This is a genomic window from Paenibacillus sp. Soil787 (assembly GCF_001429545.1).
Classification (GTDB): Bacteria; Bacillota; Bacilli; order Paenibacillales; family NBRC-103111; genus Paenibacillus_E.
Genome location: NZ_LMSP01000023.1, coordinates 159,299 through 185,962 on the forward strand (window position 1 = coordinate 159,299; position 26,664 = coordinate 185,962).

21 protein-coding genes and 2 pseudogenes are annotated in these 26,664 nt (G+C 45.1%); 9 read left to right on the forward strand and 14 right to left on the reverse strand.

The window, feature by feature from the left end; all coding sequences use genetic code 11:
• The first annotated feature begins 99 nt into the window (after window positions 1-99).
• Together ASG93_RS20260 and ASG93_RS20265 are read left to right on the forward strand one after the other, a co-directional pair.
• On the forward strand, window positions 100-1,437 hold the full coding sequence (locus tag ASG93_RS20260) for an S-layer homology domain-containing protein (protein ID WP_056834619.1): 1,338 nt from the start codon (window positions 100-102) through the stop codon (window positions 1,435-1,437).
• Between the two features lie 1,682 nt (window positions 1,438-3,119).
• A complete protein-coding gene (locus ASG93_RS20265; RefSeq protein ID WP_056834621.1) occupies window positions 3,120-3,914 on the forward strand; it encodes a hypothetical protein in 795 nt (264 codons plus the stop codon).
• Between the two features lie 31 nt (window positions 3,915-3,945).
• On the opposite strand, the gene ASG93_RS20270 is transcribed toward ASG93_RS20265, so the two are convergent.
• The 8 genes and pseudogenes from ASG93_RS20270 to ASG93_RS20305 all read right to left on the reverse strand — a co-directional run bounded on the left by ASG93_RS20270 (window position 3,946) and on the right by ASG93_RS20305 (window position 10,279).
• Window positions 3,946-5,388 (reverse strand): nicotinate phosphoribosyltransferase, encoded by a 1,443-nt coding sequence (locus ASG93_RS20270; protein ID WP_056835137.1) that lies wholly within the window; start codon window positions 5,386-5,388, stop codon window positions 3,946-3,948.
• 5 nt (window positions 5,389-5,393) lie between these two features.
• Window positions 5,394-6,227, reverse strand: coding sequence for an ammonia-dependent NAD(+) synthetase (gene nadE, locus ASG93_RS20275; RefSeq protein ID WP_056834623.1), 834 nt, complete (start codon window positions 6,225-6,227; stop codon window positions 5,394-5,396).
• A 61-nt stretch (window positions 6,228-6,288) separates the two neighbouring features.
• Entirely contained in the window at window positions 6,289-6,828 is a 540-nt protein-coding gene (locus ASG93_RS20280) for a cysteine hydrolase family protein (RefSeq protein ID WP_056834625.1), read from the reverse strand.
• A gap of 69 nt (window positions 6,829-6,897) precedes the next feature.
• Window positions 6,898-7,665 carry an NUDIX domain-containing protein gene (locus ASG93_RS20285; RefSeq protein ID WP_414858879.1) on the reverse strand — a complete coding sequence of 256 codons (768 nt, stop codon included), beginning with the start codon at window positions 7,663-7,665 and terminating at the stop codon, window positions 6,898-6,900.
• A 113-nt stretch (window positions 7,666-7,778) separates the two neighbouring features.
• Window positions 7,779-8,066: pseudogene (locus ASG93_RS20290) on the reverse strand (SAM-dependent methyltransferase); the annotation flags it as partial.
• A gap of 154 nt (window positions 8,067-8,220) precedes the next feature.
• Window positions 8,221-8,568 carry a hypothetical protein gene (locus ASG93_RS20295; RefSeq protein ID WP_056834631.1) on the reverse strand — a complete coding sequence of 116 codons (348 nt, stop codon included), beginning with the start codon at window positions 8,566-8,568 and terminating at the stop codon, window positions 8,221-8,223.
• Between the two features lie 90 nt (window positions 8,569-8,658).
• Window positions 8,659-8,979, reverse strand: a complete 321-nt coding sequence (locus tag ASG93_RS20300) for an SPW repeat domain-containing protein (RefSeq protein ID WP_056834633.1) — start codon at window positions 8,977-8,979, stop codon at window positions 8,659-8,661.
• Between the two features lie 166 nt (window positions 8,980-9,145).
• Window positions 9,146-10,279, reverse strand: coding sequence for a stalk domain-containing protein (locus ASG93_RS20305; RefSeq protein ID WP_056834635.1), 1,134 nt, complete (start codon window positions 10,277-10,279; stop codon window positions 9,146-9,148).
• A 251-nt stretch (window positions 10,280-10,530) separates the two neighbouring features.
• Here ASG93_RS20305 and ASG93_RS20310 point away from each other — a divergent pair, with 251 nt between their 5' ends.
• Together ASG93_RS20310 and ASG93_RS20315 are read left to right on the forward strand one after the other, a co-directional pair.
• Window positions 10,531-14,286 (forward strand): response regulator, encoded by a 3,756-nt coding sequence (locus ASG93_RS20310; RefSeq protein WP_056834637.1) that lies wholly within the window; start codon window positions 10,531-10,533, stop codon window positions 14,284-14,286.
• Window positions 14,287-14,370: 84 nt separating this feature from the next.
• On the forward strand, window positions 14,371-15,276 hold the full coding sequence (locus ASG93_RS20315; protein ID WP_056834639.1) for a rhodanese-related sulfurtransferase: 906 nt from the start codon (window positions 14,371-14,373) through the stop codon (window positions 15,274-15,276).
• A 453-nt stretch (window positions 15,277-15,729) separates the two neighbouring features.
• Here ASG93_RS20315 and ASG93_RS20320 read toward each other — a convergent pair whose 3' ends face one another.
• Both ASG93_RS20320 and ASG93_RS20325 read right to left on the reverse strand, forming a co-directional pair.
• Window positions 15,730-16,260: a hemerythrin domain-containing protein gene (locus ASG93_RS20320; RefSeq protein WP_056834641.1), complete on the reverse strand. Its 531-nt coding sequence runs from the start codon at window positions 16,258-16,260 to the stop codon at window positions 15,730-15,732.
• Window positions 16,261-16,392: 132 nt separating this feature from the next.
• Entirely contained in the window at window positions 16,393-18,594 is a 2,202-nt protein-coding gene (locus ASG93_RS20325) for a methyl-accepting chemotaxis protein (RefSeq protein WP_056834643.1), read from the reverse strand.
• A gap of 349 nt (window positions 18,595-18,943) precedes the next feature.
• Between ASG93_RS20325 and ASG93_RS20330 the strand changes: the two genes are divergently transcribed.
• From ASG93_RS20330 to ASG93_RS20350, 5 genes are all read left to right on the forward strand, one after another.
• Window positions 18,944-20,401, forward strand: a complete 1,458-nt coding sequence (locus tag ASG93_RS20330) for a circularly permuted type 2 ATP-grasp protein (RefSeq protein WP_056834645.1) — start codon at window positions 18,944-18,946, stop codon at window positions 20,399-20,401.
• 30 nt (window positions 20,402-20,431) lie between these two features.
• A complete protein-coding gene (locus tag ASG93_RS20335) occupies window positions 20,432-21,391 on the forward strand; it encodes an alpha-E domain-containing protein (RefSeq protein ID WP_056834647.1) in 960 nt (319 codons plus the stop codon).
• Window positions 21,388-22,251 carry a transglutaminase family protein gene (locus ASG93_RS20340; protein WP_056834649.1) on the forward strand — a complete coding sequence of 288 codons (864 nt, stop codon included), beginning with the start codon at window positions 21,388-21,390 and terminating at the stop codon, window positions 22,249-22,251. The genes ASG93_RS20335 and ASG93_RS20340 overlap by 4 nt, the downstream gene beginning before the upstream one ends.
• A gap of 276 nt (window positions 22,252-22,527) precedes the next feature.
• Window positions 22,528-22,839 (forward strand): hypothetical protein, encoded by a 312-nt coding sequence (locus tag ASG93_RS20345; protein ID WP_056834651.1) that lies wholly within the window; start codon window positions 22,528-22,530, stop codon window positions 22,837-22,839.
• Window positions 22,840-23,451: 612 nt separating this feature from the next.
• Window positions 23,452-23,691, forward strand: coding sequence for an AbrB/MazE/SpoVT family DNA-binding domain-containing protein (locus ASG93_RS20350; RefSeq protein ID WP_056834654.1), 240 nt, complete (start codon window positions 23,452-23,454; stop codon window positions 23,689-23,691).
• A gap of 73 nt (window positions 23,692-23,764) precedes the next feature.
• Here ASG93_RS20350 and ASG93_RS20355 read toward each other — a convergent pair whose 3' ends face one another.
• The 4 genes and pseudogenes from ASG93_RS20355 to ASG93_RS20370 all read right to left on the reverse strand — a co-directional run bounded on the left by ASG93_RS20355 (window position 23,765) and on the right by ASG93_RS20370 (window position 25,887).
• A complete protein-coding gene (locus ASG93_RS20355; RefSeq protein ID WP_056834657.1) occupies window positions 23,765-24,040 on the reverse strand; it encodes a hypothetical protein in 276 nt (91 codons plus the stop codon).
• Between the two features lie 121 nt (window positions 24,041-24,161).
• Window positions 24,162-24,401: pseudogene (locus ASG93_RS20360) on the reverse strand (redoxin domain-containing protein); the annotation flags it as partial.
• A gap of 103 nt (window positions 24,402-24,504) precedes the next feature.
• A complete protein-coding gene (locus tag ASG93_RS20365; RefSeq protein WP_235550917.1) occupies window positions 24,505-24,687 on the reverse strand; it encodes a hypothetical protein in 183 nt (60 codons plus the stop codon).
• 69 nt (window positions 24,688-24,756) lie between these two features.
• Window positions 24,757-25,887: a glycosyltransferase gene (locus tag ASG93_RS20370; RefSeq protein WP_056834660.1), complete on the reverse strand. Its 1,131-nt coding sequence runs from the start codon at window positions 25,885-25,887 to the stop codon at window positions 24,757-24,759.
• Between the last annotated feature and the right edge of the window lie 777 nt (window positions 25,888-26,664).

Genomic DNA, 26,664 nt, shown 5'->3' on the forward strand with positions numbered 1-26,664 from the left:
TCAAGCATTATTTATTGACACCTATAATCTTAACTGATATATTTCAATAAACCATACTATTCCTATATGAATTAAAAATTCCGGAGGTGTTTTATTCTTATGAAACCATTGAAATCCCGCAAGTCCTTGCAAATAGCTGTTTTAACAGCCGTCCTCTTCTCCTCTGTGAGCACATTAAGCAGTGCCGCTGAAGCGAGTGATGCCACAGCCTCATACAAGCAGTTTTTGAATGATCAGTATGCCATCAGCTTGTCAGACTCCTTATCCAAGGGCGATTTCGTTATCGCAGTTAACCGCATCTTGAAAGCGGAAGCGAAAGATCAGACCAATGCATTTACAGACTTGCAAAAAGACAGCCCTTATTACAAAGCAGCGCTTGCTTTGCACGAAAAAGGCATTCTATCCGAAGGCAAACTGCAGGCTGATCAGCCTCTTACCCAGCTGCAAGCGACTTTCATCGCTTTAAAAGCCGCAGGCTTAAAAGAACTCGCTTATACCTATTCCAAGGATAAAATCAAAGCCGCTCTTGCTAAAGTACATATTGACTTCGATCAAAACAATCAACTAACGCTGCAAGCCGCCCAGGAGCTAGCCGCCGCTATTGATACCGGACTTGTCTCCTCCGATTTCGATGCGGATGCTGCTGCTAGCCAAAGCTTTGCTGGCGAATTGCTTGGCAAGATTCTTACTTTCAATGGACAATATAAACACTATATTGGAACGACTTCCGATGATGATATTTTCCGCAAAATTAACGATACCTGGCGTACGGAGGATCTTATCTCATCAACGGATTTGCGTTCTGTATTCGATGAAGCCTTGAAAAAGAATCTAGTGACAGGCTACAACTTGAAGGACTCTCGTTTCGATGCTAACTTTGATCCAAAGCTATCCCTCACCTACGGGCATTCAGACATTACGCATGCAATTCAGTTAATCGGACTGCTGCGCAGCGAGAACATCCAGGCGAAAGTACAGCTGGAGCCCAAAACGTCTGCTTTCATCTATTTAAAAGAATGGGGCGAGCCGACACAATCAGATGATTATCAAGTCGTCCAAATCGAGAATGGCAACTTCATCGCCTACGCCAAGGAATACGACATTGAGTTCGAATTCGATAACGCCGAGCAAAAGAACAAGTTCCAGCAGGTCATTTTCCAATATGCGAAAAAGAACAGTAAAGACGAGACAGGACTCATTTATTCTTCCTGGTGGCAGCCGCTCTACTATTCATTAACCGATGTGAAAGACTATAAAGTAATTGCTAATAATAAAGTCAGTAAAGGCCATTATTATGCGCAGTCCTTCTCCCTCAGCGATAAATCTGACGATGTCATTACTGGCCTAAAGAAAATCAATGCTAGCTTGAACGTCGACTCCTACAAGTTCTGGGTGGACGAACCCTTCTACAATTATTTACTAGGCGATTTTAAATAATAAGCGTGAAAAACGCGCTTTCAGTGAGAGCTCTGCGAGCCGAAGCTCGCCCACTGAGTCCGAGAAGCCGAAAATCGACTTCTCAGCAGACTCTCCCGCGCCGTCCGTGCAGATTAAGCGCGGAAAACGCGCTTATTCTGAATCGCCTAAACAAATAAGCGCGAAAAACACGCTTTCAGTGAGAGCTCTGCGAGCCGAAGCTCACCCACTGAGTCCGAGAAGCCGAAAATCGACTTCTCAGTAGACTGTCCCTCGCCGTCCGTGCAGTTTAAGTGCGGAAACCGCGCTTATTCTGAAGCGCCCGAACAAATAAGCGCGAAAAACGTGCTTTCAGCGAGAGTTCTGAGAGCCGAAGCTTGCCCGCAGAGTCCGAGAAGCCGAAAATCGACTTCTCGGCAGACTGTCCCACGCCGTCCGTCCAGAATAAGCGCGAAAAACGCGCTTATTCTAGAGCGCACGAACAAAACCGCCAGGGATCACCCTGACGGTCCTTTTGCATCAAACCCATACATTTTGAGCACGGGTAGGGATGGATGTGGGGTTCCAACCGCTATTGAAGTCGTGTTTTGTTAATTTATTATGCGGTATAAAACACGACTTCAAAGGTGGCCCACCGCAAAGCGCCTTTCCACCCTCACACCCATCCCTTTTCTGTTCTACAAGATGGCTCCATTATTCGGTATTCGCCGGGGATCATCTTTGTTAATGTCCATTAATAACGATTGCTACTTCGATAGAATGAGTTCAAAGTGCCCAAAGTAAGCTTTAACCACAGTTAACTTGGCAACTTCGATTTCGATGAGCTATCGTGATTACCAATGTTGTAGATTCTGCAACAATTCACATGCCAAAAGGCTTTGGCAACTTCGATTTCGATGAGCTATCGTGATTACCAATGTTGTAGATTCTGCAACAATTCACATGCCAAAAGGCTATTTTGCTAGTAAAAGTTGTAGCTTGTACAACAATTCGAACCCATTTGTCGCAAAATCTCCTGTTTGGAGCTAAATTGTTGTACGTTATGCAACATCGAAGGGATATGATTTGGATTCTAAGCAGAATTGTTGCACTTTATACAACATCATTCGACCAAGAATGTGGATTCTATAAAAAATACAGCATGTAGCTTCACCTCCTCTAAAAAGGCTAATTACTCCAAAATAAGGTATCTATGTTCGCGAGTATAGTGGATATAAGCTGCTAATCTAGGTTGACGGGGAACGAGGAGCCTCTATTTCGGCGAAAATGCCGATATGGGGCTGGTACACGGAACGTAGCGACGCTATTTTGGTGTTCTCACTGCTTTTACAGCACGAATACAGGAAATAGCGCTCCCTAGTTCCGCGAAAACTGGAAATAAGCGGTTTTGAGCAAAATAAGGTCTTTTCGTTCCGCGAGCATAGTGTAGTGCCGGGTTGAACAGATAACTCCAATCGATACACCGAAATAAAGCCAGCAGCTACGTTTCCTAAAAAAATAGAAAGGGTGTACCTCTAGCTCTACCTCGAAACTTATACTATCTATTATCTGAACAAATAAGGGGGAAGTTTGGACTTACCCCCTACTTGTACGGGGTCCAGTCCTCCCGCTCAACTGTTTTTTTCATTTACAAGCATAATTCGAAATTTAATTTCATAGACTCATAGAAGGATTCGATTCAAGAGAATAGGAGGAGTTGCCCCATGTACATGTTACGACTTGTAAAAATGAATGCAGCTCACCTACTTATCTATCTCCTTATTATGATAACTAGTTTTATATGGACGATCATCTGGGGAACCCATGCAGCGGTGAAACCACCGCCAAAACTCCCTGCTTCCGAATATAACATCAACCAAGCCAGTAACGGCGTTACGCTCCATAGTATTCGGACTCCGCCACAGAACATAGGGCTGAAGGCAATTACAGGTAATGTGACTGAAAGGCAGGAAAATGGGATTAACGGCGGGTTTTTCTGGCAGGGCTATCTCCTTAGCATCGCTGTCATTAATGATCGTCCCGTCAAAGGGGAACCTGGCGATTACGGCTCTGGCTGGTTTAATATTGACCGTAAGCGGGGAACGCTCGTATGGGATGAGAAGGCTCAAACCTTCACCATTCAAGTCGTTGAACATGCGGACGAGCTGAAGGTAATGGATCGCGCTCATTATTGGGCGCAGGGAGGCGTGAGCATGGGACTTACGAATCCAGACGGATGGGCGGAGCAAGCGATAGCGGAAGAGATGCCTCTCATTAACGAGAAGCGCATGCGATCAGGTATCGTCTACGACAGGAATAACAACGTTTATCTAGTCGTAGCTCCAACGCCATGCACCGGAGAGCAGTTCCGCACAGCCGTCCAAGAGCAGGTTGGCAATGGACAGCTAGTGGATGGGCTGTTCCTGGACGGCGATGGTTCCTCCCAGCTCAAAGTCGCGAATTACTTGCTCCCCGGCGATCATCGCGAGGTGTATCAGATGATTGCGTTATTGAATTGAAGCGAGAAGGTCAGACCACATCGTGCGACAACTACCCTTGATGCTGGTGAATCAAATCCATCTTCAGCTTCCACAGTGCCGCGCTTAAATTCACACGATAAACCTCCGGATTAAGCTTGCGTAAATACTGCGGCCAAAATGACTGCTTCTGCTGCGCATGGTAATCTCGAATGCCATCCAACGCCGGCTCCTCATAGACAAGCTTCCCTTGGAGAAATATAGGGCGGAGCAGCGGAATTGCTTCATAGTCATCAATATATTTGTAGATATAAGGGTGGATGGGGTCGAAAAGCTTGATTCGTTCACCGTTCTTGATATCGACTTCATGCTGAAGTGCCAAATAGTCGGCTTCCGCTTTGCCCGTCTTTTTGTTTATGATCCGGTAGGCTTCCTTGAAGCCCGGGTTGGTTACTTTCTCAGGATTGCCCGAGATCTTAATGACCGGCACGAATTCACCGTTCTTCTCGCGGGCCACCAGCTTGTAAACCCCGCCCAGCGCGGGTTGATCCGCTGCGGTAATGAGCTGGGTGCCGACGCCCCAGACGTCGATCTTCGCATCCTGGGCTTTCAGCCCCTCGATGATGTTCTCATCCAGATCATTGGATGCGACGATCTTCACCTCGGGAAAGCCCGCTTCATCCAGCATGTGCCTAGCCTGCTGGGATAAATACGCCAAATCGCCGCTATCCAGGCGAATGGCGTTCATGCTCTTGCCACGGCTCTGCAGCAGACGCGCCGTCTTGATCGCGTTCGGTACGCCGCTGCGCAGCGTATCGTACGTATCAACGAGCAGCGTCACTTGCTCCGGCAGCGCCTCAGCATAAGCACGGAAGGCTTCCTCTTCCGTGTCGTGGGCCTGCACCCATGCGTGAGCATGCGTGCCTTTGGTCGGGATGCCGAACAGCATCCCGGCTCTGAGGTTGGATGTCGCATGAAACCCTGCGACATAGGCCGCTCTTGCGCCCCAGATCGCGGCGTCAGCCTCTTGGGCGCGTCTTGTGCCGAACTCCAGCAGGACATCGCGCGGCGCAACCTGTTTGATCCGCGAAGCTTTCGTCGCGATAAGCGTCTGGTAGTTCACGAAGTTGAGAATCGCCGTCTCAACCAGCTGCGCCTCGAACATGCAAGCTACTACGCGTACGAGCGGCTCATTCGGGAAGACAAGTGTACCCTCCGGTACAGCTTGCAAGTCTCCTCCGAATTTAAACGCGCGTAACGCCTCCAGGAAATCTTCCCGATAATTCTCTTCCTGTGTCCGCAAGTAGGCGATCTCTTCATCGCCAAAATGCAAATTTTGAATGTAATGAATCACCCGCTCTAAACCAGCGAAGACTGCATATCCGCTTCCGAAAGGCAGCTTGCGGAAATATACTTCGAAAACAGCTTTCTGCCGATAAGTGCCCTGCAGCCAATGCGCGTACATCATATTAATTTGGTATTTGTCTGTGTGAAGCGTCAAGTTGTCGTATTTCATAGCGTTCATCCTTTCCACCAATTGTCATAACAGTTTACTTGCCCCCTGCGCTTATGTTCGGTAACGGCATAGCGTTCCTCAATCTTCTGCACAGCAGAGTCGAGCAGGGGGCTTCCTTCCAAGTAGTCATCCAACTGGTCGTAAGTAAGCCCCAATGCTTCTTCATCCGGAAGACCAGGTTTTAAATCTTCCAAATCTGCCGTAGGCTTTTTCAAATACAAATGTTCAGGGCAACCCAACTGCTTCAGCAGCAGCTTGCCTTGCCGCTTATTAAGGCCAAAGATCGGAGCCACATCGCATGCGCCATCCCCATGTTTTGTGAAAAATCCGGTAATCGCCTCAGCCGCATGATCCGTCCCCAAAACAAGCAATTGATAGTGTGCGGCCAAATCGTACTGTACTTTCATCCGCTCACGAGCCTTCACATTCCCTTTGTGAAAATCGCTCAAGACCTCTCCCGTAGCTTCGGCAAATTGCCGTACGGATGCATCCACAGCTGATTGTATATTGACCGTAATAACACGGCTAGGCTGAACAAAGTCAATCGCCGCTTGTGCATCTGCTTCATCTTTTTGGATACCATAAGGAAGCCTTACAGCCATGAATTGAAAGGTTTTAGTAGCGCCTTCCGAATTCAGCTCATGGATAGCTATTTGGGCCAACTTACCCGTTAACGTGGAATCTTGACCTCCGGAAAGCCCGAGGACGTAGCCGTTGGCTCCTGTATGAACCAGATAGTCCTTGATGAACTGTACCCGCCGCTTGATTTCGTAGGCCACGTCGATGTTCTCCTGCACAAACAATGAAGCTTGAATCGTTTCCTGCCTAAGATTCCCCATTTTCACCATCTCCTCATTCTCTGTGAATTCTGCCCGATTCATACCACTTCAGTTTCCACTGTTAACCACGAATGACTTTCGCCCCTAGTGTTTTTTCAAAATGCTGCAAGGCCCATTCATGCCCCGTTTGATTAAAACTAGCGACTGCATCTTCATGAATAACAATTTCGAAGCCTTTGTTGTAAGCATCCACCGCTGTATGCAAAACACAGATATCTGTGCAAACGCCAACCAAATGCAGCTCGTGAATTCCTCTTGCCCTTAAATGAAGCTCCAATTCGGTGCCGCAGAAGGCGCTGTATCTTGTTTTGTCCATCCAATAAATCTCGCTCTCATTAAGCTCATGTACAGTTTTCAACCTGCCATATAAATCGCGACCCGCCGTGCCGCGAATATTATGCGGAGGAAACAGCTTCGTCTCTGGATGGAAGAGGTCTTGTTCATCGTGGAGATCAACGGCCATGACCACAAAATCCTTCTGGGTCAAAAATTGCTCTGTAATTTCACAAATTCTCGCTTCAATCGCAACGCCTGGTTCCCCGCAAGGCAGCTTCCCAATCACAAAATCCACCGTATAATCAATGATTATTAGAGCTCTCATCCTAACCACCCCTTCATATTGTTTATTTGATAGTATTATTAAGACAATATCAAAACGGAAAAGAGAGGCCTAGCTGTAAATGGACAGCTGAGGCACATGATCGGTAAATCGGTACAACTGAGCAGCTCGCTGGGAGTAACGGTTAGACATTTTGCCCTGTCCGTGATGATCCAGCACCTCTTCGATAATCCCTTTGCGACTTTGGGTCGATGTAATTTTCCGAATGAAATTCCGTTCCTTGAAGGTCGGAACGACCGTTTGAATGACTTGATACAGCTCACTCATCGTGAATTCCTCAGATAGGAACTCTCTGGCTATCGTCGTCGTCAGCATCTTCTGCTGAATTTGAGCAAGAGCATCTCTAATGATGATTTCATGATCAAAAGCGAGATCCATCGCCAGCGCCTCATCGATAGGGAAAAGGCGAATGTCAGCTGCATCATCAGCGGCTTGCCGTTTCTCGAGATAGCGTTCGTGCACGAGTGCGAAGAACGCGTGGGAGATCATCCATCCCCGTGGATCGCGCTGCGGTGTACTATACACATTGAAATATTCAATGTGTACGTCCGAAACCCCCGTCTCCTCCGTTAGCTCTCGCCGGGCGCTCTCTTGAATCGTTTCGGTTTCCATCGAGAACCCACCCGGAAGTGCCCACTGGCCTTTGAACGGCCATTGCTTTCTTTGAATCAATAACACTTGCAGCTCCCGAGTAGGAAGCGACTTCTTCACTGATCCTTTTCCTTCTGAGGTAATCGTAAAGATGACGATATCTGCAGGCGCGCCGTCAGGTGTGCGATATTTACTCGCTTGGTAGTTAGTTTCATTCTCTATTGGCATGTTCATTTGATCACCTGTTTAGTCACATTTCTATTCATATTATCAATTTGATATTTTCATTGTGACATAATTAAATTTCTTTTGCAATAGGAATTCAAAGGTCGCTCTGCTGCTTACTTCTCTATCACAATCAAACACGTGCTATCCGGCAGTGGAACCACGTTTCCATCTTGATCCATGATCCTTACTTTATCCTTAAGCGCCTCCGTATACACTTCCTGCAGGAAGTGTTTGCTTTCTACAATTTTGGCCTCATTACCTAATGTATCCAGGATGAACGCAGTAAACTCGCTTGGGGTAAAGTAACCGAATTGCTCCTGTACTTCATGGACATAAGCTTCCTCACCCCACGTATAGGCATAAAGGAATTCCATCGCATCATTCACTGGCATGATGACTTCATCCACAGCAGCCGTTTGGTACTTCATTAAATGAATTATCGGTGCATGTTCTTTAAGCGGAACTTCGCCACGTATCGTTTGGCCAATTAGCCCATGTGTGTAGATTAACGTATGTATGACAGTAGCCTTATCGCTTGTATCTCCATTATCTAGCTTATATAACTGCGGAACCTATGTTGTGGACGGAAAGATGAATGCCTGCTTCTTGCCACATGAAACGGTCTCTTGAAGTCCCACCCTTCGCTGCTTCAGACCAAATCAACACCTCTTCTAGTAAATCTTTCTTCCAAAATGATAATAATAGCTCGTCCAAAATATGCAATGTCCGCTCAACATAATCAAGCACAGGGTTCGCCTGTGCCAGCTCCTGGATCGACTGAATCCGCTCGAAGTTAACGATGCGTTCCTCCGCCGAAACGATATAGGTTAACCATTTAGGTTGGTCTGCGGCATTTGCATCCTCTGCCCGATACCTTTTTATTAATTCTAAAGAACTTAACATGCCGGTATATATCCTCCCATTCCTACCTATCACTTTATGACTAGTATAAACCAACCTCAAGGCAATCTCACGTTTCTACAATCTACTGCTTCATTGATGATCAGCATATAGATTCGCGTAATTGACCAGTATGGTCATAAAGCCCAACACGACAAATGAAAAAAAGGCCATTAAATCCAAATGATACACGTTGGGAACGACAATAAACACAGCACCTAAAATAAAACAAAGCCAATTTTGCCAAACTTTTTTACCGGTTTTCCCGAGAGCCATCAGAGATCCTACGAATTGCAAGCTGCCTAGCAGTGTGCAGGTGTAAAAAGCATTCGTATGAGCCTCAAAGCCGAACACCCAGGGACTCGCTAGAAACCAAAGACCCATACAAGCGGACAATAAGTTTTTCCAATACATAGCTTGCTGCCACCTCCTAAATGACGAGATGTAACAGTATATGCAAACGCTTTCAGTTTGGTGAATAGAAAAGCCTCCAGCACCCAAATAATTAGGCAGCAAGAGGCTTATTTGGCTAAATGGAGACTTTCGATTCATTTATGGTGCTTCCTCAACACTGAATTTCTTATTGTTCGATATGAATGGCGCCTGCATCGCCCGTTTTCACATCTGCACGCAGGATGTCCGTTACGAATTTCAAAGGTACATATAGCGTGTCATTCAGAATAACTGGAGCTGTCCCTAGCGTAACCGGAGCCATTTTTGCATAGAAGTAGCTGTCTTTACCTACGAAAACACTCGTCCAACCAGCACCCTTTTTCATTTCAGCAGCATAAGTCTCTTGATTCCATGTCACTTCATAGCCAAGTCCTTCCGCTACTTTGCGTAAAGGCACCAGATTCACGCCTTCGGCATTGGTTAGGCTGTCGTTTGCAACTAAATCCAGCTTTATTTTCTCAACAGGCGTAGGGACAACAGGTTTAGGTGTAACAATCAATTTCTCAGGCAAGCTGAAACGGAATTCCGGAGTGCCCATGGCGCCCGGCGCAATCGAATATTTCGGGAACACAATAACCGCTTCGCCTTTTTCTACATAAAAGCCTTGCTCTTCGCTGATGCCTTTAAAATCATCTTTGAAATAATTCTCAGGCTTTTCATTGATTTTGGCCTGAATGCCCGTATTTACATTCTCCTTGAAGTTATCACCAAGCAGATCCTGCAAAGTAACATGCTGTCCTTGTTCACGATTTAGCACATTGTACGTATCAACGCGCGGCATTCCTGTACCACCTGTAGCTGCATACGTTGTGACTTCAAGTGAGACAACACCAGTCGGATTGCTCGAACCATCCGATTTCAACGCGTAATTAATCATCAGCTCGTAGGGGCGATATGTGAAACCATGCGTTTTTGCATCAGCAGCTGCTTCAGCAGCCTCTTTCTCCCAATTCGCCAAATCTTTATTCGCGAGGGATAAAATGATGTTATTCGTTTGCTCTTGATACTTCGTATCCAACATGCCCGAGAGCTGCGGCACTTTGATATTGGTTTTTAGATCCTGCATTTTTGAGGTAAGCTCGACTTCTTTCACTTGAACTGGAGAAGCTGACTCCGATGCAACGGGTGAAAGAATTGGAACTACGGTAACTGTTTCCGCTGATGCCATCCCTGTTAATGGTAATACGGCACCACTCACTCCCACCAGCAATGCACATCCAATTACACCAAGTTTCAACATGTTAAACGGATTTTTTTTCATTTCATGTTCACTCCTCATTCGTTATCGTGAGTAATCTTTCGGTTGATTAACCTTCACGATAAATAGACGCGCCAACGTTCCAGAAAGTCTGAACGTCAATAATATTTTTATGAAATTCGGAATGAACTCACAACTTGATGCAAATCAATTCCCCCCAAATAATGAATGAATGATCCAACTTGATGTATACTCAATTCATCTGCTGCAATCATAGATTTGCTAACAGTTTATAATTTTCACGGAGGTTACTCATGTCATCGTCTTTACGTTTTAAACTTGTCTCCTTGCTTGTTCTTATCACTTGCATTTCCCTAACTGTCGTAGGGATTACAAATTATCGACTCTCGAGAGATAAACTGATTCAACAATTGAAGGAGCAATCGATAACTTCCGTTTCCAATTCCGCACAAAATTTATACGATTTCTTATCCATCCGTTTAGCAGAAGTAGAGCTATTAAGCCGGGTAGATATAATGAAGCATGGGACACTTGACGAGCGGCTCCAATTTTTGACCCAAGAATTAAAAACAGGCGCTAAACGCTATCATTCCATGGGAATTATAGATCTGGGTGGCTTTATGACTCTCACCACCGGACAAACACTTTATGCAGGAGGGGAACGAAGATTCCAAGAGGCTCTAAAAGGGAAAACTTTCATCTCAGATCCTGAAATCGGTAAAATAACCGGTACATACATCATTTCCATTACCGCGCCTGTCTTCAATGAGAAAAACGAAGTGACGAGTATCATTAACATCTCTCTTGATGCGGAACAAACCTTTTTCGAGCATCTTCATACCCCTTTGGAGAAGGGCGAAATACTTGTCGTGAACCAAGAGGGACTCATTCTGTATCATACCGATACACCTCAAATTTTGAATCTTAACATTTTCAGAGAATACCCTTCACTTATGCCAGCCTTTCAAAAAGCGCTGCAGTCGAATGAAGGATTTCTGGATGAATCTTATTACGGCGGCCAAAAAGCTCGGTGGTTTTATGCGCGTGTACCTCAATTAGATTGGTACCTCTCTTACTCCATGCCTCTTTCAGCTTTCGAAGCTCCCACAAGCCCCTTGCTTTGGTCGACAATCGGATTAATTCTGATGACGGCAGTAGTCATTTTTTTCCTCATTTACTTGACTGCTAATACACTGATTATTAAACGCATCAAGCAGATTCTTCATGTCACAGAAACAGTCGCTGCAGGTAATTTCTACATCAAACCGCTTGTTGTCAAAAGCAAGGATGAGCTCGGTGCTCTTGCCCATTCTGTGAATGGAATGATCGAAAACTTACGTGAACTATTCGAGCCTTTCGAAGCCTTTATACACCACAATCAATATGCCATGATCGTGACAGATCCTTCCTTTACCGTTAATCATCTCAATAGTAGAGCGGTACAGCTTCTCGGTTATTCTTTAGCAGAAGTTCATAAAATAGCAACGCCCCTTCTGTGGTTGGATCAAGAACAACTGATTGAAAGAGCCGCGCAATACTCGTCAGAGCTAGGGGAGTATGTTCCAGCTGATTGTACGGCCCTTGTGATCCGAACATTACGTCACCTCAAAGAGGATTCTGAATGGACTTGGTATCACAAAGATGGCACTCGTTTCTTCGTTCAGGTTAGTGTCAGCAGTATTACACATCCAAATGGCGAACTGAAAGGATTCGTATTCATCGCTCGAGACATTAGTGATATTAAGGAGAGCAATGAGTCTAGGGAGAGGCTGTTAACGATTGTAGAAAGCGCACGTGATTCCATTCTCTCATTTGATGAGAGAGGCTATATTTTTTATATGAATCAAGCTGGCAAGAGCGCAGTTGGATTAGATAAACAGCAGTCCGTCGGCAAACATTTCAGTGAGTACGTAGATATTCAGAATGACATCAATTTTGAAGAGGGCTTGAACACAGCCATTCGGGAAGGATTCTGGGAATTTGAAGCTGAGGTCATAACGAAGGAACAGCGACAAATCTTCATTTCCGTTATTATCGTGCCCCATTGCCATGAAGGCAAAGGTGGGTGTTATTTCTCTGCCATTACGCGCGATATTACGGACCAAATGCATTCCAAAGAGGAGCTCATTCGAGCAAAGCAAGAAGCGGATGAAGCTAATCTGGCTAAAGGGATTTTCCTGGCTCGCATGAGTCATGAAATTCGGACACCACTTAATGGAATCGTCGGTCTATCCTACTTGATGGAGCGAACGATCATGTCACCGCTTCAGCGGGATTATATAAGTAAAATAGCGAGATCCTCGGTGTCCCTTTCCAATATTATTAATGACATTCTGGACTTCTCGAAACTTGAAGTGGACAAGCTAGCAATTGAACATCGTGCGTTCCAGCTGGATGAGACCATTGACCGTGTCTGTGAAACCCTTAGCGTGCTGCTTGGCCATAAGCCGGTTGATTTTATTTGTGATATCCACGATAATGTACCGCTTGGACTCATTGGAGATTCACTGCGGATGTATCAAGTACTGCTGAATCTAACTAGCAATGCGATAAAATTCACGGAGCAAGGAACAGTCACATTGCGTGTTTACGTGGAACAGCTCCGAGAGGAAGAGGTACGAATTGGCTTTACCGTTAGCGATACAGGCATCGGGATGAATGAAGAGCAGCTGTCCAAGCTGTTCCAGCCGTTTGTTCAGGCAGATGAAGTAACGAATCGGAAATTCGGAGGTACGGGTCTCGGTCTTGTTATCTCCAAGAACATCATTGAGAATATGGGCGGCACCATTGAGGTGTCAAGCCAACCAGAGCTTGGCAGTGAATTTCAGATTAGCTTGCCTTTCTCGTTGTCCTTACAACCTATGAAGTCTCAAGCAATCCTCCCGCTGCGCGCATTAATTGTGGAAGATCACCCTGATCTGAACCAAGTGCTTGTCCATACCCTTCAATCCATGTGCACAGAAGCAGCAGGTGTTTATTCTTGGAAAGAAGCAAGGAATGCCATTGAAGTTATTCCCGTAGATGTGATCCTGCTTGATATGGAAGCTGATGATATGTACGGAGAGGAAGTATGGCTGGGCATGCTTGAAGCCTGCAATCGAATGAACATTCTAACGATTATTTACACCACTTTATCGGGCAGGGATGCCTTGGAGCAGTTGCCTGCAGCATGGGCTCCACATGCCATTTTGGTCAAACCTATCTCACGGATCGTGCTGTACCAGACGCTGCAAACACTAACAGGCACACAGGCAGCGAAGGAACTTATATCTACGACTGATTTCGTACAAACAGAAGAAAGAATGATCCAATTTCATCGTATTCTGCTAGTCGAAGATAATGAGATTAACCAAACGGTCGCACGGTCGCTGCTGGAAAGCAGATTGAATTGTGACGTTCAATTGGCTTCCAACGGCTTCGAAGCATTAGATGACTTAGAGAATTACGATTATGACTTGATTTTAATGGATATCCATATGCCCGTTCTAGACGGTATTGAGACTACCAAACGAATTCGTCTTGAGCCAAAATGGATGCACATCCCTATTATTGCTTTAACTGCTGATTCTACTTTGGAGAAGCGTTTAGATTGCATTCGCGCTGGCATGAACGAAGTGATCTCCAAGCCTATCATTCCTAGCCGATTATTCGCAGCCGTCGATGCTGTTCTTAGTGAGAAGAATCGGATGGCTGTTCCTGTGCTTGATATCGAAGAAGCACTTGGACGGCTTGGCGGAAAAACAGAGATCTATCACGAAATGCTTCGAACATTTTATAGGCAATCCACTCCTATTATTTCGCAATTAACCCTTGCGATTCAGGAAGGGGACTATGCCGAAGCTATAAGTCAGCTGCATGCACTGCGCGGCTCTTCTAGCAACCTGTCTGCCAATCGGGTATTCGCAGCGGCAACTGCCCTAGAAGAAATGTTAGAACATAACGCTCACCCCGACGAATCAAATGCCAGCATGATCCAGAACCAACTTCAATCGGTTGCCATTGCTCTGGAGGAAGTTTTTCATTCCATCCAAAAATTGCTGTTAGATTGAAAAATACGCTGGTTTATGTCACTATATGCTTATGCTATCTTTGTATTAGCATGCAATATATACGTATAGGTGGTTAAGTTAATCATGACAGTAGAAGGCGCTCCATATCGCATTTTGTTGTATTATAAATTCGTTGCCGTCATCGATCACGAAGCTTTGGCTCAGGAACATTTGGCTTATTGCAAAAAGCTCGGAATTAAAGGCCGTATCCTTATCGCTCCGGAAGGCATTAACGGAACGCTTTCTGGAACGATCGAACAAACCGATGCTTATATGGCGATGATGCGTCAAATGCCACTGTTCAAAGACATGATCTACAAGATAGATGAAAGTGAACAGCATGCTTTCAAAAAATTATTTGTTCGTCCTAAAAAGGAACTCGTCACCTTCCGGCTTGAAGAAGACGTGAATCCGAACGAACTAACCGGTACACATCTGAAGCCAAAGGAATTCTACGAGAAGCTCCAGCACGAAGATGTCATCGTCCTTGATGGACGCAACCACTACGAGTACGATATCGGACATTTCCGAGGCGCTATTCGTCCAGAGGTTGAAACGACGAAGGAATTTCCGGAATGGATTCGCAATAATCTCCAGGAATACAAGGACAAACCCATTCTCACCTATTGTACCGGCGGTATCCGTTGTGAGAAGCTGTCAGGTTTCCTTTTACAGGAAGGCTTCAAAGAGGTTTACCAGCTGGATGGCGGTATTGTGAGCTACGGGAAAGACGAAGATGTTCAAGGCCGCTTATTCGATGGCAAATGCTACGTCTTCGACGAGCGGATCTCAGTGCCAATCAATCGTACAGACGAAGATATCGTCGTAGGCAAATGCTACCACTGTGGAACAGCAGAAGACCGCTACATCAACTGTTCGAATGATGCTTGCCACTTGAAGCATATCTGCTGTGAAGCCTGCGAAGAGAAGCATAATAGCTTCTGTTCTAAGGAGTGCGAAGAGAAAACGATGAGCACGCTTGAGGCTTAAGCATTACGGAATCTGAGACAGATAAGAGCCTTTGGGAGCTTCTATTTGCGAAGAAAGTGGCTAATGGAGCGGAATAAGAGCCTTTTGAGGCTCTTATTTGTCGTTGAAGTGGTGAAAAAGCTAGCTACTCAGAGAAATAAGAGCCTTTGGGAGCTTCTATTTGCGAAGAAAGTGGCTAATGGAGCGGAATAAGAGCCTTTAAGGGCTCTTATTTGTCGTTGAAGTGGCGAAAAGCTAGCTACTCAGAGAAATAAGAGCCTTTGGGAGCTTCTATTTGCGAAGAAAGTGGCTTATGGAGCGGAATAAGAGCCTGTAAGGGCTCTTATTTGTCGTTGAAATGGTGAAAAAACTAGCTACTCAGAGAAATAAGAGCCTAGCGCCCCCCCCCCGCGTTATGTGGTCAAAAAAAGGTCCTCTACAAGTCAAATGACTTAGAAGACCCTTTTTATGTACTTAGGCTAATTGTTCCACGATGCGATCGGTGAGCGGATACACAAGCTCCTCTTCTAAGGTGAAATGTTTGAGCAGAATTAAGCAAGCTGTCATCAGTTCCGATGCCATCAAATGTAAAAACTCCTCATCTATCGGCACTTTCATCGCATTCACACCATCTACGAACGCTTGCACCACTCTTTTCGCCAAGTCATGATCCTGCTCTAAAACAGTCATGGAACGAGAGACAGACAACGCTGTTGTTGGATGTAAATAAGATTGCAGGAGAGGAAATAATTCTTTTTCTTCCCATTCCGAATGCTGTTCCAGCTCTTCAACAAGGGAGAGAATCAGATCTTGGAGTTCAATCAGCTTGCACATTCCTATTGAGCAATCCTCAAGGGAGTACAAGGAAGCAGCCATTGTTCGGATCCCGGAGAGCTGCTCACGCATCTGCACATGCTCCACTTTCAGACGCTCTACGAGCATTGGAAAATAGTCGGGATCCATCATGTACTCCCCATTCGTTCGAATGCTCAAACGGTCATTCATTAGGCATCCTCCTTCGAGTTTTCTTTAGAAAACCTGCTTCACAAGCATAATAAAAGCTAACCCATTCCGCATTATCATTGTATGCGGGATGGGTTAGCTAACATGCGAAGGAATTGTCTTAGAATCAAACCATTACCGAATGCGGCTCTCCGTTAAATGAAACTGATTGACAAGCAGGAGCAGCGACTCCGTAATCGCGCCTACATCTCCCGTCGTTTGGCGTACGTGGAGCATATCCTGCAGGAGATCCTGCACGGTACGCTCAACCTCCGCCGAGATTTGGCGATTCTCCATGCTTACCGCCGCTACCTTCTCCATCAGCGCCACCACTTCATCCACCACTTGTGTCTTCATGGTGTCGTGCGCGTTCGCACCGCTTAGAATCTCAGATGCTGCCGCGACAATTTGCGTCCCCTCCAGAACAACCTTGGTGCCTTCTTCCATCGAGATGAAGGCTTCATTCGCGTGTCGTTCAATATGCTCAATGGTATAATTGATTTCCATTGTCGACTTTTTAGTCATATCAGCCAACTTGCGAATCTCTCCGGCCACAACTGCGAAGCCCTTCCCGTGTTCACCTACCCTCGCGGCTTCAATGGAAGCATTCAGGGAAAGCAGATTGGTTTGAGCAGAAATCTCTTCGATGACCTTGAGCAGCTTCGGAATTTCTTGCGTCGTTTGTAGAAAAGTTTGAATGGTACGATTCGTTTCCGCTACTTTCGCCGAAATATGATTCATCTTTTCGCCAATACGGTCCACTTCATCCTGCGCCACAGCAATTTGACCCGAAGCCTTCTCTTCCAATTCGCGCAGTTTCCCGCTCATATTCTGCGTCACATCCTTCGCAACATCGATGTCCTTGAGCTGATCACGCAGCGAACGAATCATATCATGGATCTTGGTGCTCATGCGTCCAGTCGACTGTTCCGTTGAACCCGTTGATTCATTCATTCGTTCCTGGCTTAGCTGAACTTCAGCCGCTGCTTGTTTCACCTGCAGCATAATCCCCTCAAGGGAATCGATCATATTATTAATCCACTTCGCCAATTCCCGCGTCTCATCGCCAGCGAACTCCTGCACTTGCAGACGTTGTGTCAAATCTCCGCTGCCCTCTGCGTTAATGCGGATGAACTTATTCATTTGCGCGAGCTGCCTTACGATCGGCCTGCTGCCTTTTTGCCTTATAATGCTTGCGCCTATTCCTCCATATACAAGACTTACAGCTGCCATAATTACGGATCCCCATCTACTAGAAACATGTCCATTTAGCAGCCAAAAGCCCCCTGCCGATAGTAATATATAACCTACAATGAACCGCAGCTGCAGCTTGAGCAATTTCCAGTCGATACTGCGAATCCGGTATACCTCTTCTAGATCGCCCTCACACATCATCCCCCAAACATCTGGGCAATGTGGAAGTTGGAAGGTAACACCTTTGCCAATGACAGAAATATGCCGATAATCGGAATAACCTGGAAACTCCACGAATAGGTTATGTCCCTTTGCAATCGTTCCCGCGACCCCCGGATGAAGCTGTCCCGTTGCCGGATCCGTGAAAATGAGCTCAAGCTCCGTATGCTCCTTTACACCGACAATGCCGTAATCTGTGCGTACACCTTCTTTTAAATTGTCACCATGGGTAAAGGTAAGATCCTCAAAACGACTGCGAGATAACGCTGTGCCTGGGGCAATCTGTTTATTTAACACAGGCTTCGCCATAAATAAATAATTATCTCCGGAGTCCGGATACACATGTCCTGACTCACGCTGGATCAGATCGCCGAGCACATCGTTAGGGACACGCCCGCAAATAGCCCCTTTCCATATTCCGTTCACCATGATAGGAGCAATAAAAGCAAGTGTCATAGCATCGTGAAACGGCGAAGTGCTTGGACCTAGCTTTAATGTAAGAGGATCGGAATAAGGTCCGAATAAGCATTTCTTGCCTTTACGCGCTTCCTCTAGCCCTTTTGTAAGTTCACTTCCTGAATCATAAGATTTCCCAACATGAGTTGGGAACGTGGAGTATATTACCGCTGCCTTCTCATTCACTATGAAGATCTCCGATAAATCAGTCCCGCTCTTTAACGAAGCTGCCAGCAGCCGCCCAACCATCGAGTCATCTTGTGTCGTTGGTCCAGATTCAGAATCAGAGAGTTGCTCGAGCAGTCGATCCAAATTGGACCAATAGGCCTCTGCCCAACTTCGTAAAATTTCATTTCTCGTATGCGCAATCCCTTCGAAGATATGTTCCACATCTTCCTTGAGGTGACGATTCAAACGATACGACCACCACAAAGGCAGACCTTTTCGAAATCCCAGCCAATCAAACATACCCCATCCCCCTATATTCACAATTCATATGTGACTTTATATAACATCTGCTTATTCGACATTTTATAGCTGATTCCAACGTAAAGCAAGATAAAAACAGAAAATTCTTGAAATTTTTAACTACTTGATCTATTCACGCATTTCTTGTCAGTTAATTTATGTGTCATATATATTGACATAATTTTCTGAAAAATTTACAATGTAATAAAAAACAATGCTTTTTCATCAGTACGTGTTATATTATCTAACACAATATGAGAACTTAGATCAGAAAGGAGGCCTGGTTTCTGCTTCGGGCCCTTAACCTAACGTAGCTTCCGAAAGCATAGCTTAGAAACCAGGAGCTGCGATGTCCAAACCTGAGAATCTGGTCACCACCCCCTATGATCCCCGTCCTTTTTTTGATGAGATGTTTGTGAACTCATATTCGGTAAGATCACATTATCAAAATATTTTCCTTCAGTTCATGTCCATGAAGGCGGGGAATTTGAGCAAGCGCCAGACGGCCACCATGAAACGCATGATGGAAGAAGGAATTACGTTTACACTCTACAGTCCTGATCAAGCGGAAGCATTGGAACGAACCATCCCCTTCGATCCGATCCCACGAATTATTCCACGGGATGAATGGCTCAAGCTAGAACGAGGGCTTCAACAGCGCGTTAAGGCGCTTAATCTATTTCTTAAGGATATTTATCATGACCAGTGCATCTTAAAGGAAGGCATTATCCCTAGGAAAATGGTGCTTTCCAACTGTTATTTCCGACCTGAAATGATGCGTTTATCCATTCCGAATGATGTGTACGTAACCGTATCAGGTATCGATTTAATACGTGATGAGCATGGCGAATATTTCGTTCTGGAGGATAATCTGCGATCACCTTCAGGCTTCTCCTACTTGTACAAAAGCCGTTCCATTATGACGCACTTATTCCCTGAGCTCGTTTTCAACCATTCGATCCAAGATATTGAGCATAGCTTAAATGTATTTCTATCCGCACTGCGCAGGCTAAGCCCTTCGGGTAAATCCGATCCTGTCATTGGCTTACTGACCCCAGGCTGTTACAATTCGGCTTACTTCGAACATACGTTCCTTTCCCAGCAAATGGGCATACAGCTTGTAGAAGGACACGATCTCGTCGTCATTGATCATAAAGTATATATTCGCGGGATCAAGGGACTCCGCCAAATCGATGTCTTATACCGAAGAATCGACGACGATTTCTTGGATCCGCTCGCTTTTGATCCGAACTCGATGTTAGGTGTCGCCGGGATCATGAATGCCTATCGTGCGGGTAATATTAACATCGTGAATGCCCCCGGAACAGGCGTGGCTGATGATAAAGCCATTTATGCCTATGTTCCAGACATGATTCGATACTATTTGAACGAAGAACCTATTTTGAATAATGTGCCTACTTATATCCTTTCTAGACCGGAAGAATGTGATCATGTACTTCAGCATCTAGATGAAATGGTTGTTAAGGAAACATCGCTCTCTGGCGGCTACGGTATGCTCATCGGGCCTTCGGCCTCAGAGAGTGAGTTGGCTGACTTTCGGCTTAAAATTATAGCGAATCCTGATCGCTATATCGCTCAACCAACGATCCAGCTTTCCAGAGCTCCTGTCATGATGGACGGTCAAATGGCAGCGCGGCATATCGATCTCCGGGCCTTCGTCATCGCTGGCGAGAGCATTCAGGTTATACCTGGCGGACTCACTCGGGTAGCGCTGAAAGAAGGTTCACTTGTGGTGAACTCCTCACAGGGCGGGGGATGCAAGGACACTTGGGTCACTAATTCGTAGAGTAACAAATATAGATTGGAGGCCAGCGATATGGTGATGATGGGACGTACAGCGGAAGCATTATTCTGGATCGGCAGGTATACGGAAAGAACAGAGAATCACGCAAGGCTAATCGACGTGTATTATCATATTCGCGAGGAGAAGGAGACTAGCAGCGAGCAATCGTGGAGCCGATTAATTGATACGATTGGTGATCGTGCCGCATTTACTGAGCAGTACGGGAGCTTCACCGAGCAGCATGTCCTCCAGTATATTACACTCGATAAAAATAATTCGAATTCATTGCTCGCTTGCACCAACCATGCTCGCTCCAATCTTCGAAATATCCGCGAGAAAATGCCGGCTGAGCTGTGGGATATTATGAATGGCTTGTATCTGTGGCTAAAAGAAAAAGAAGTGCGAGATATCACAAACGATTCACCACATTTGTTCTATCGTTTCATTCGCGACACCTTGTCGATGTTTCAAGGGGCGGCCACATCCATCATGCCGCGTCAAAATGAATGGCATTTCGTGGAAGCCGGAAGATATTTGGAGCGAGCAGAGAACTTGCTGCGCTTGCTCCAATCCTTATGTCATGATTACGCTAGGGAAGACCTCTCTTCTTACCCGCTTATGCTGTCCGTATTGAAGTCGGTTAGCGGTTATGAATCGTATCGCAGGGAACATGCAGACACAGTAAATCTAAGCAGCATTATCAAATTTCTGATGCTTCACGAATCATTTCCACGCTCGGTTAACTTCTCTTTCCAATCCTTGGAGCGTTCCTTGCAGGGCATTCAATTGGAGGACCCCGATTTAAACCTCGCTGTATACAGGCTTGCTAAGCTAGCGGGGAAAGTAAAGGCTAATCTTGCTTGCATGGACGAAGAGGATATTTTATCCGGCAAATTGGAAATGACGTTAAGTGCACTTCGGGAATCCTGTAACGTGATGGGGCTAAGGATGTCCAAAGTCTTTTTTCCCTCCCGGGAAGAGGTCATCGCATGAAGAAGCTGGAGATTACGCATATCACACGTTATTCCTACAACGGTACAGCGCAGGACAGTGTCAATGAAGTTCGTTTAACGCCTCTCACTGACACTCGGCAAGCCTGTTATGAACACTCTATCACCACGGAGCCTGCTTCAGCTTTCTTTACGTACTCGGATTTTTTTCATAATCGCGTACATGCTTTTACCGTCAATAAACTTCATCGCGAGCTAACGATTAAAATGGTATCCACTGTCGTCACGAACGACAACGATAACATCCCGTCAAGCGTCGCCTCTCCCTTAGAGGAGAAAGCAATGAGACTTAGCGATGACTTCCAAAATCAGCATGCGGAGTACTTGCTGCCTACTAGTTATACAGGATTGACCCCTGAACTCAAGGCTTACTCAGATGCCATTTTCGATCAAAATGTAAGTTTATACGAGCTACTGCGTACGATCTACACAACGATTCATCGCGACTTCACCTATGATCCCTCAGCCACTTCCGTGCAGACCACCGTTGGAGAAATGCTTCAATTTAAGCGGGGGGTTTGTCAGGACTACTCTCATTTCATGATCGCCATTTGCCGAGATAAAGGGATTCCTGCTAGGTACGTTAGCGGTTATCATTTTGTTGGCGATCTTCAAGGAGGCAGCACGGAATTTACCCAAGCCTCCCATGCATGGGTGGAGTGCCTGATTCCGGGAACGGGTTGGTTCGGCTACGATCCTACGAACAACTGTGAGGTCAATTGGCGCTATATTAAGCTCGGCCACGGCCGCGACTACAATGATATCGTTCCGGTCAAAGGCGTCTATCGCGGTGCTGGTCAGCAAGATCTGGAAGTCATAGTTGATGTAAAGCTGATTGAGTAGTTCCTTCCAAGTGTGATTTAGCGTTGCTGCCCCGCTTCACCCCCCCTCTTTTTTCCACAGAAAGTATAAGTTTTCGGTCTCCGAAAACCGCTTTCTTATTGGCGATAAAACCATATATAGGGATCTTTGGTCGGAGACCAAAGTATCTCCTTATTAAACGCGGTCGCTCATCATTGAATGACCTCGATAAAGGTTTTCTCATCCCCTTTTGGCACGGACCATGTATTTAGTGTAAAATGGTGTCTAAGCTACACTAAACTGCTAAGAGGTGTTTGAATGGCTATAAGTTTCACTCTATCTATCATAAATCGTTTAAAAAAAGAAATTACTGAAACTCAACAAAGAAGTATCGACGAACAGAAAAAAAAGGAAAAAGCACTTTCAAAAATAAATCAATTACAAAGGGATATTAAAATAAGTTCTTCACCCAGCGATTTAAGCAGCAAGATGTCTCGACTCAGTAAATTAAAAGATGAGATTAATAAAATCAACCTTTTACAAGTTGAATTATCCAAACAACTGGTTGTTAAGAATGTTGCGCTTAAAAAGCAGATTTCTAAAGAACAACAACAGGAGAGCGAAAACTAGATCCCTATTATCACTCAGGGGCAAATAAAAATGAGGCGGCGAGGCTACCCTTGCTATCTCATTTTTTTGTTTTCTGTCGATTGCAAGGAAAAAGTCACCTCTCGTTAGCGGAACGTCGAATCGCCTTAAAGAGTGGCTGCCAAGCATCGAAAGGGAACGTCGATTCGTTATTTCGGGAAATCTGCGGTAAAAATCAATTTAGGGGAACGTGAGTGCTCTATTTGATCAATATGAAGGATCCAGAGACAAAAAACCGCGAAATAACGCATCGTTGTTCCTCTTCCTCATGAATTCAGGTGTTTTTCGTCCAAATAGAGCATCGACGTTCCTTCAGCAAATTCCGGTTACCATTGTATAATGGCAAAACATCCCAAAATGACTTTTTACACGAAAATGAATGGCGGCGGCCGTCAGGCCATGTTAGTTTGGGACAGTCCCTCAGCACTGAATAACACAAGAAATGCTACTGCCTAATTAGACCACGTTCATGCATTTATCAGACATACCCACGAAATATTTTTAAGTAAATAAAAGGAATTCAAGTTCATATGTGGAATTTAACATACAACATACATGATCGAGCTCGAAAGGATCAAATAGGGAGGCTTTCAGATGAAATCGACAGGAATAGTGAGAAAAGTAGACGAGTTGGGCCGGATTGTTTTACCGATTGAGCTGCGGCGAACACTTCATATCGATATCGGTGACGCGATCGAGGTTTACGTCGATCCGGAACGCATTACACTTAAGAAGTATATGCCAGCCTGTGTATTCTGCGGTAATTTCGAGGATATGACCTATTTCAAAGGCAAACTGGTCTGCAGCTCCTGTGTAGAAGAAATTGTTGTATAGATTCTGATTTCAGTTAAATTAGGATACAAAAAGGGCGTATAACTCTCATTTCGAGGGCTATACGCCTATATTTTTATTTAGAGCTAAACCAAGAAAGTCCAATGGATATGAGAATGCCTGCTATCGCGATCCAAAATAAGTAGGAACGAAGTACACGTCCCAAACTCTTATCTTGCCGATCCAGCACAGCTTTCTTTCGAGAGCCGCTTTCTTGCGTCTCCCCATCTAACTCATCTGTCACTTGTGCGCGCCAATTAACGAATTGAAATCCAATTCCGCTAACCACAATGGAAATCATGAGTAAAATCAAAGAACCCATAAACAGTTTGTCCGATATGGACTGCATCATGCATCTAACCTCTCTGTCTTCACCTATATAGTTCTTCTATTATACTTCAAAACAATCTTTGAATACACACAAAAGCCCCAATCGAGTGAGAGTCGATTGAGGCTTGTTTTATATTTGTGGCTTAAAGTGTTTTATCGCCTGGCTTCCAATTCGCAGGACAAAGTCCGCCAGCCTGAAGCGCTTGAAGCAAACGCAGTGTCTCGTCTACAGAGCGCCCAACATTCATATCCGTAACCACTTGATAGCGCAGCACGCCTTCCGGATCGATGATGAACAATCCGCGATGCGCAGCGCCGCTTTCATCGTCTAACACGCCATATGCGCGTGCTGTTTCTTTGGAGAAATCACTGACGAGCGGGAACTTCGTAATTGTCACTAAAAGCTGTAATTTCGGTTGGACATCTCTTTATATGGTATGATATTAGCTTGCGATTTCGGCCAAAGCTTTTTTGAGTTTAGTAACGTTAAGACCAAAAATTTTGTCTTCGCCAATGACCGTCACAGGCAAGGACCTCTCCAGCCCCGAATACACCTGCAACAGGTGATTGCATCGAGCTATCCATAATCATAAAACCATCCGCGTCCAGCGGAACCTGATCCTGAAGGAAATCTGCGCCTGGTTTACTGCCGGATAGGAAGACAAACACACCATCCACTTTAAAGAAAAAAGAACCCTCCTCATCATATCATCTGAACATAAGGGTTCTCACTATTTTCTATTGGAAAGCATAGACATCTTCTAATGTCAGAGCCACCTCTTTAATATCATAGCCGGCTTGTCGAATCGCTCGGATTCGCTCATCAACAGGGACAGGATCGCTGCGCAAAGCCTTCATTAACCACTGCACCCATACAGCAACGTCTTGTTTCAAACACACGAATGTGAAAAAACCTGCTCTCAGATTCGCTTCTTCCGGCAATGCATCGGATACCACACAGGGAACTCCTGCAGCTTGTGCTTCTATCAAAACCGTGGGTAAACCATCTTTGAACGAAGGGATGACCATGACATCAAATTCCTGAAGGAGCTCAGAAATATCGTCTCGCAGTCCTAAAAGATGAACGCGGTTCTGGATCCCTTTTTGTTCAATCAATGCTAGAATCTGAGGCCGCAATGCACCATCCCCCACCAAAATAAGCCTCGCATTCGGCACCCGGTACAGCAGCTCTTCAAAAATCTCAATCAGAAATGTATGATTCTTAGCTGCGCTAAACCGTCCAATATGACCAATAATTGGCTCATCCATTGAAATATGCAATTGCTCGCGGAGCGTCATGGGTTTCTGTAATCTACTTGCAAATCGACCGACATCTATCCCATTACGTACCATTCTGCCGCGTTTATCTTTTGACCCTTGAAACCCGAATAACGCCTGACTTATCGTGATCGAGCCGCTTACCCAATTGGTGGAAAATCGCCTTATCATGTTCCTTTTTAGCCATCGAGATATCTTAGTAGTGGAGGGAGAGTATGTATAATCACATACGCTGTGATAATGCGCAATACGAATATCAATGCCAAACAGCCTTGATGTTAACAAAGCTAAGGCACTAGCCTCATAGGTATGACTATGTAAAGCATGGAAGGGACCGTGATGCTGAATCGTCGATTTTAACTCATATATGTAACCCATCCAGCCCGCTCCAGGCTTCTGCAGGATGAATATCCTCCCACCGAATGCTCGTATTTCTTCATCATAGTCAGAAGGATTATGTGTGTGGACAACGAAATCAAATTGAATCTTTGATCGATCCATGTGCCTATACACATTCATAATAAAGCTCGACGCTTCTCCACGATTCATATCACTAATATGATGTAATATCCGAACGGGTTGATCGCTCAATACACATCCCCCTTAAAGTTGTACAGGTAATTGTTGAAAAAGCTGAATTCGTATGTTTTAGATGAATGTAAGCCAATGGGGAAAATCAAGAGGATTAGTAAACGAAAGAGTAATTTATGTAAGCGCTATCCAAAAGAATTGTAGCATGAAACCTACAAATTTCCTACTTAAATATTAAAATTTGATAAATAACTTTAGGTCATACCATCCAAAACATGTAATAAATGAGAAAACTTCTATCGAATAGGCGCACGAAAACCCTGGTGCGATGGCCAGGTCCTTATCTAAACCCATACATTTGAGCATGGAGAGGGAATTGGATATGGGGTTACAACCTGTTTCTTGAAATCGTGTTTCTTTAAATTTTTTAGCGGTTATCACACGATTTCAAATACGGACACTATCGCTTTTCCACCCCATATCCTTCCCTTTTTGTTCTATTTTTGCTGCCTTCTACTTTTTCTAACTTGCTGCGATGGAGCGAACTTCTCTTTGTTACCTCACGTTTGGATTGGTACCAATTCGTCATCCTCTCGTGTGTAAAGATGAAATATATCGTTACAGACACGATTCCACTTCCCCTCGTATCTGTAACGATGAAAAATATCTTTACAGCTTGCGCACTGGCTGTATGTTGTCGCACACTTTGTAACAATATAAATCTGAATTGGCTACATCCACTCCCATTGGAAAATGTACAGTATTCTAAGGGACGGTAGCTGAAAAGAAGAGTTCATCTGTACGTTTTCAAGTACTAATATTGACGACCTAGCCAAA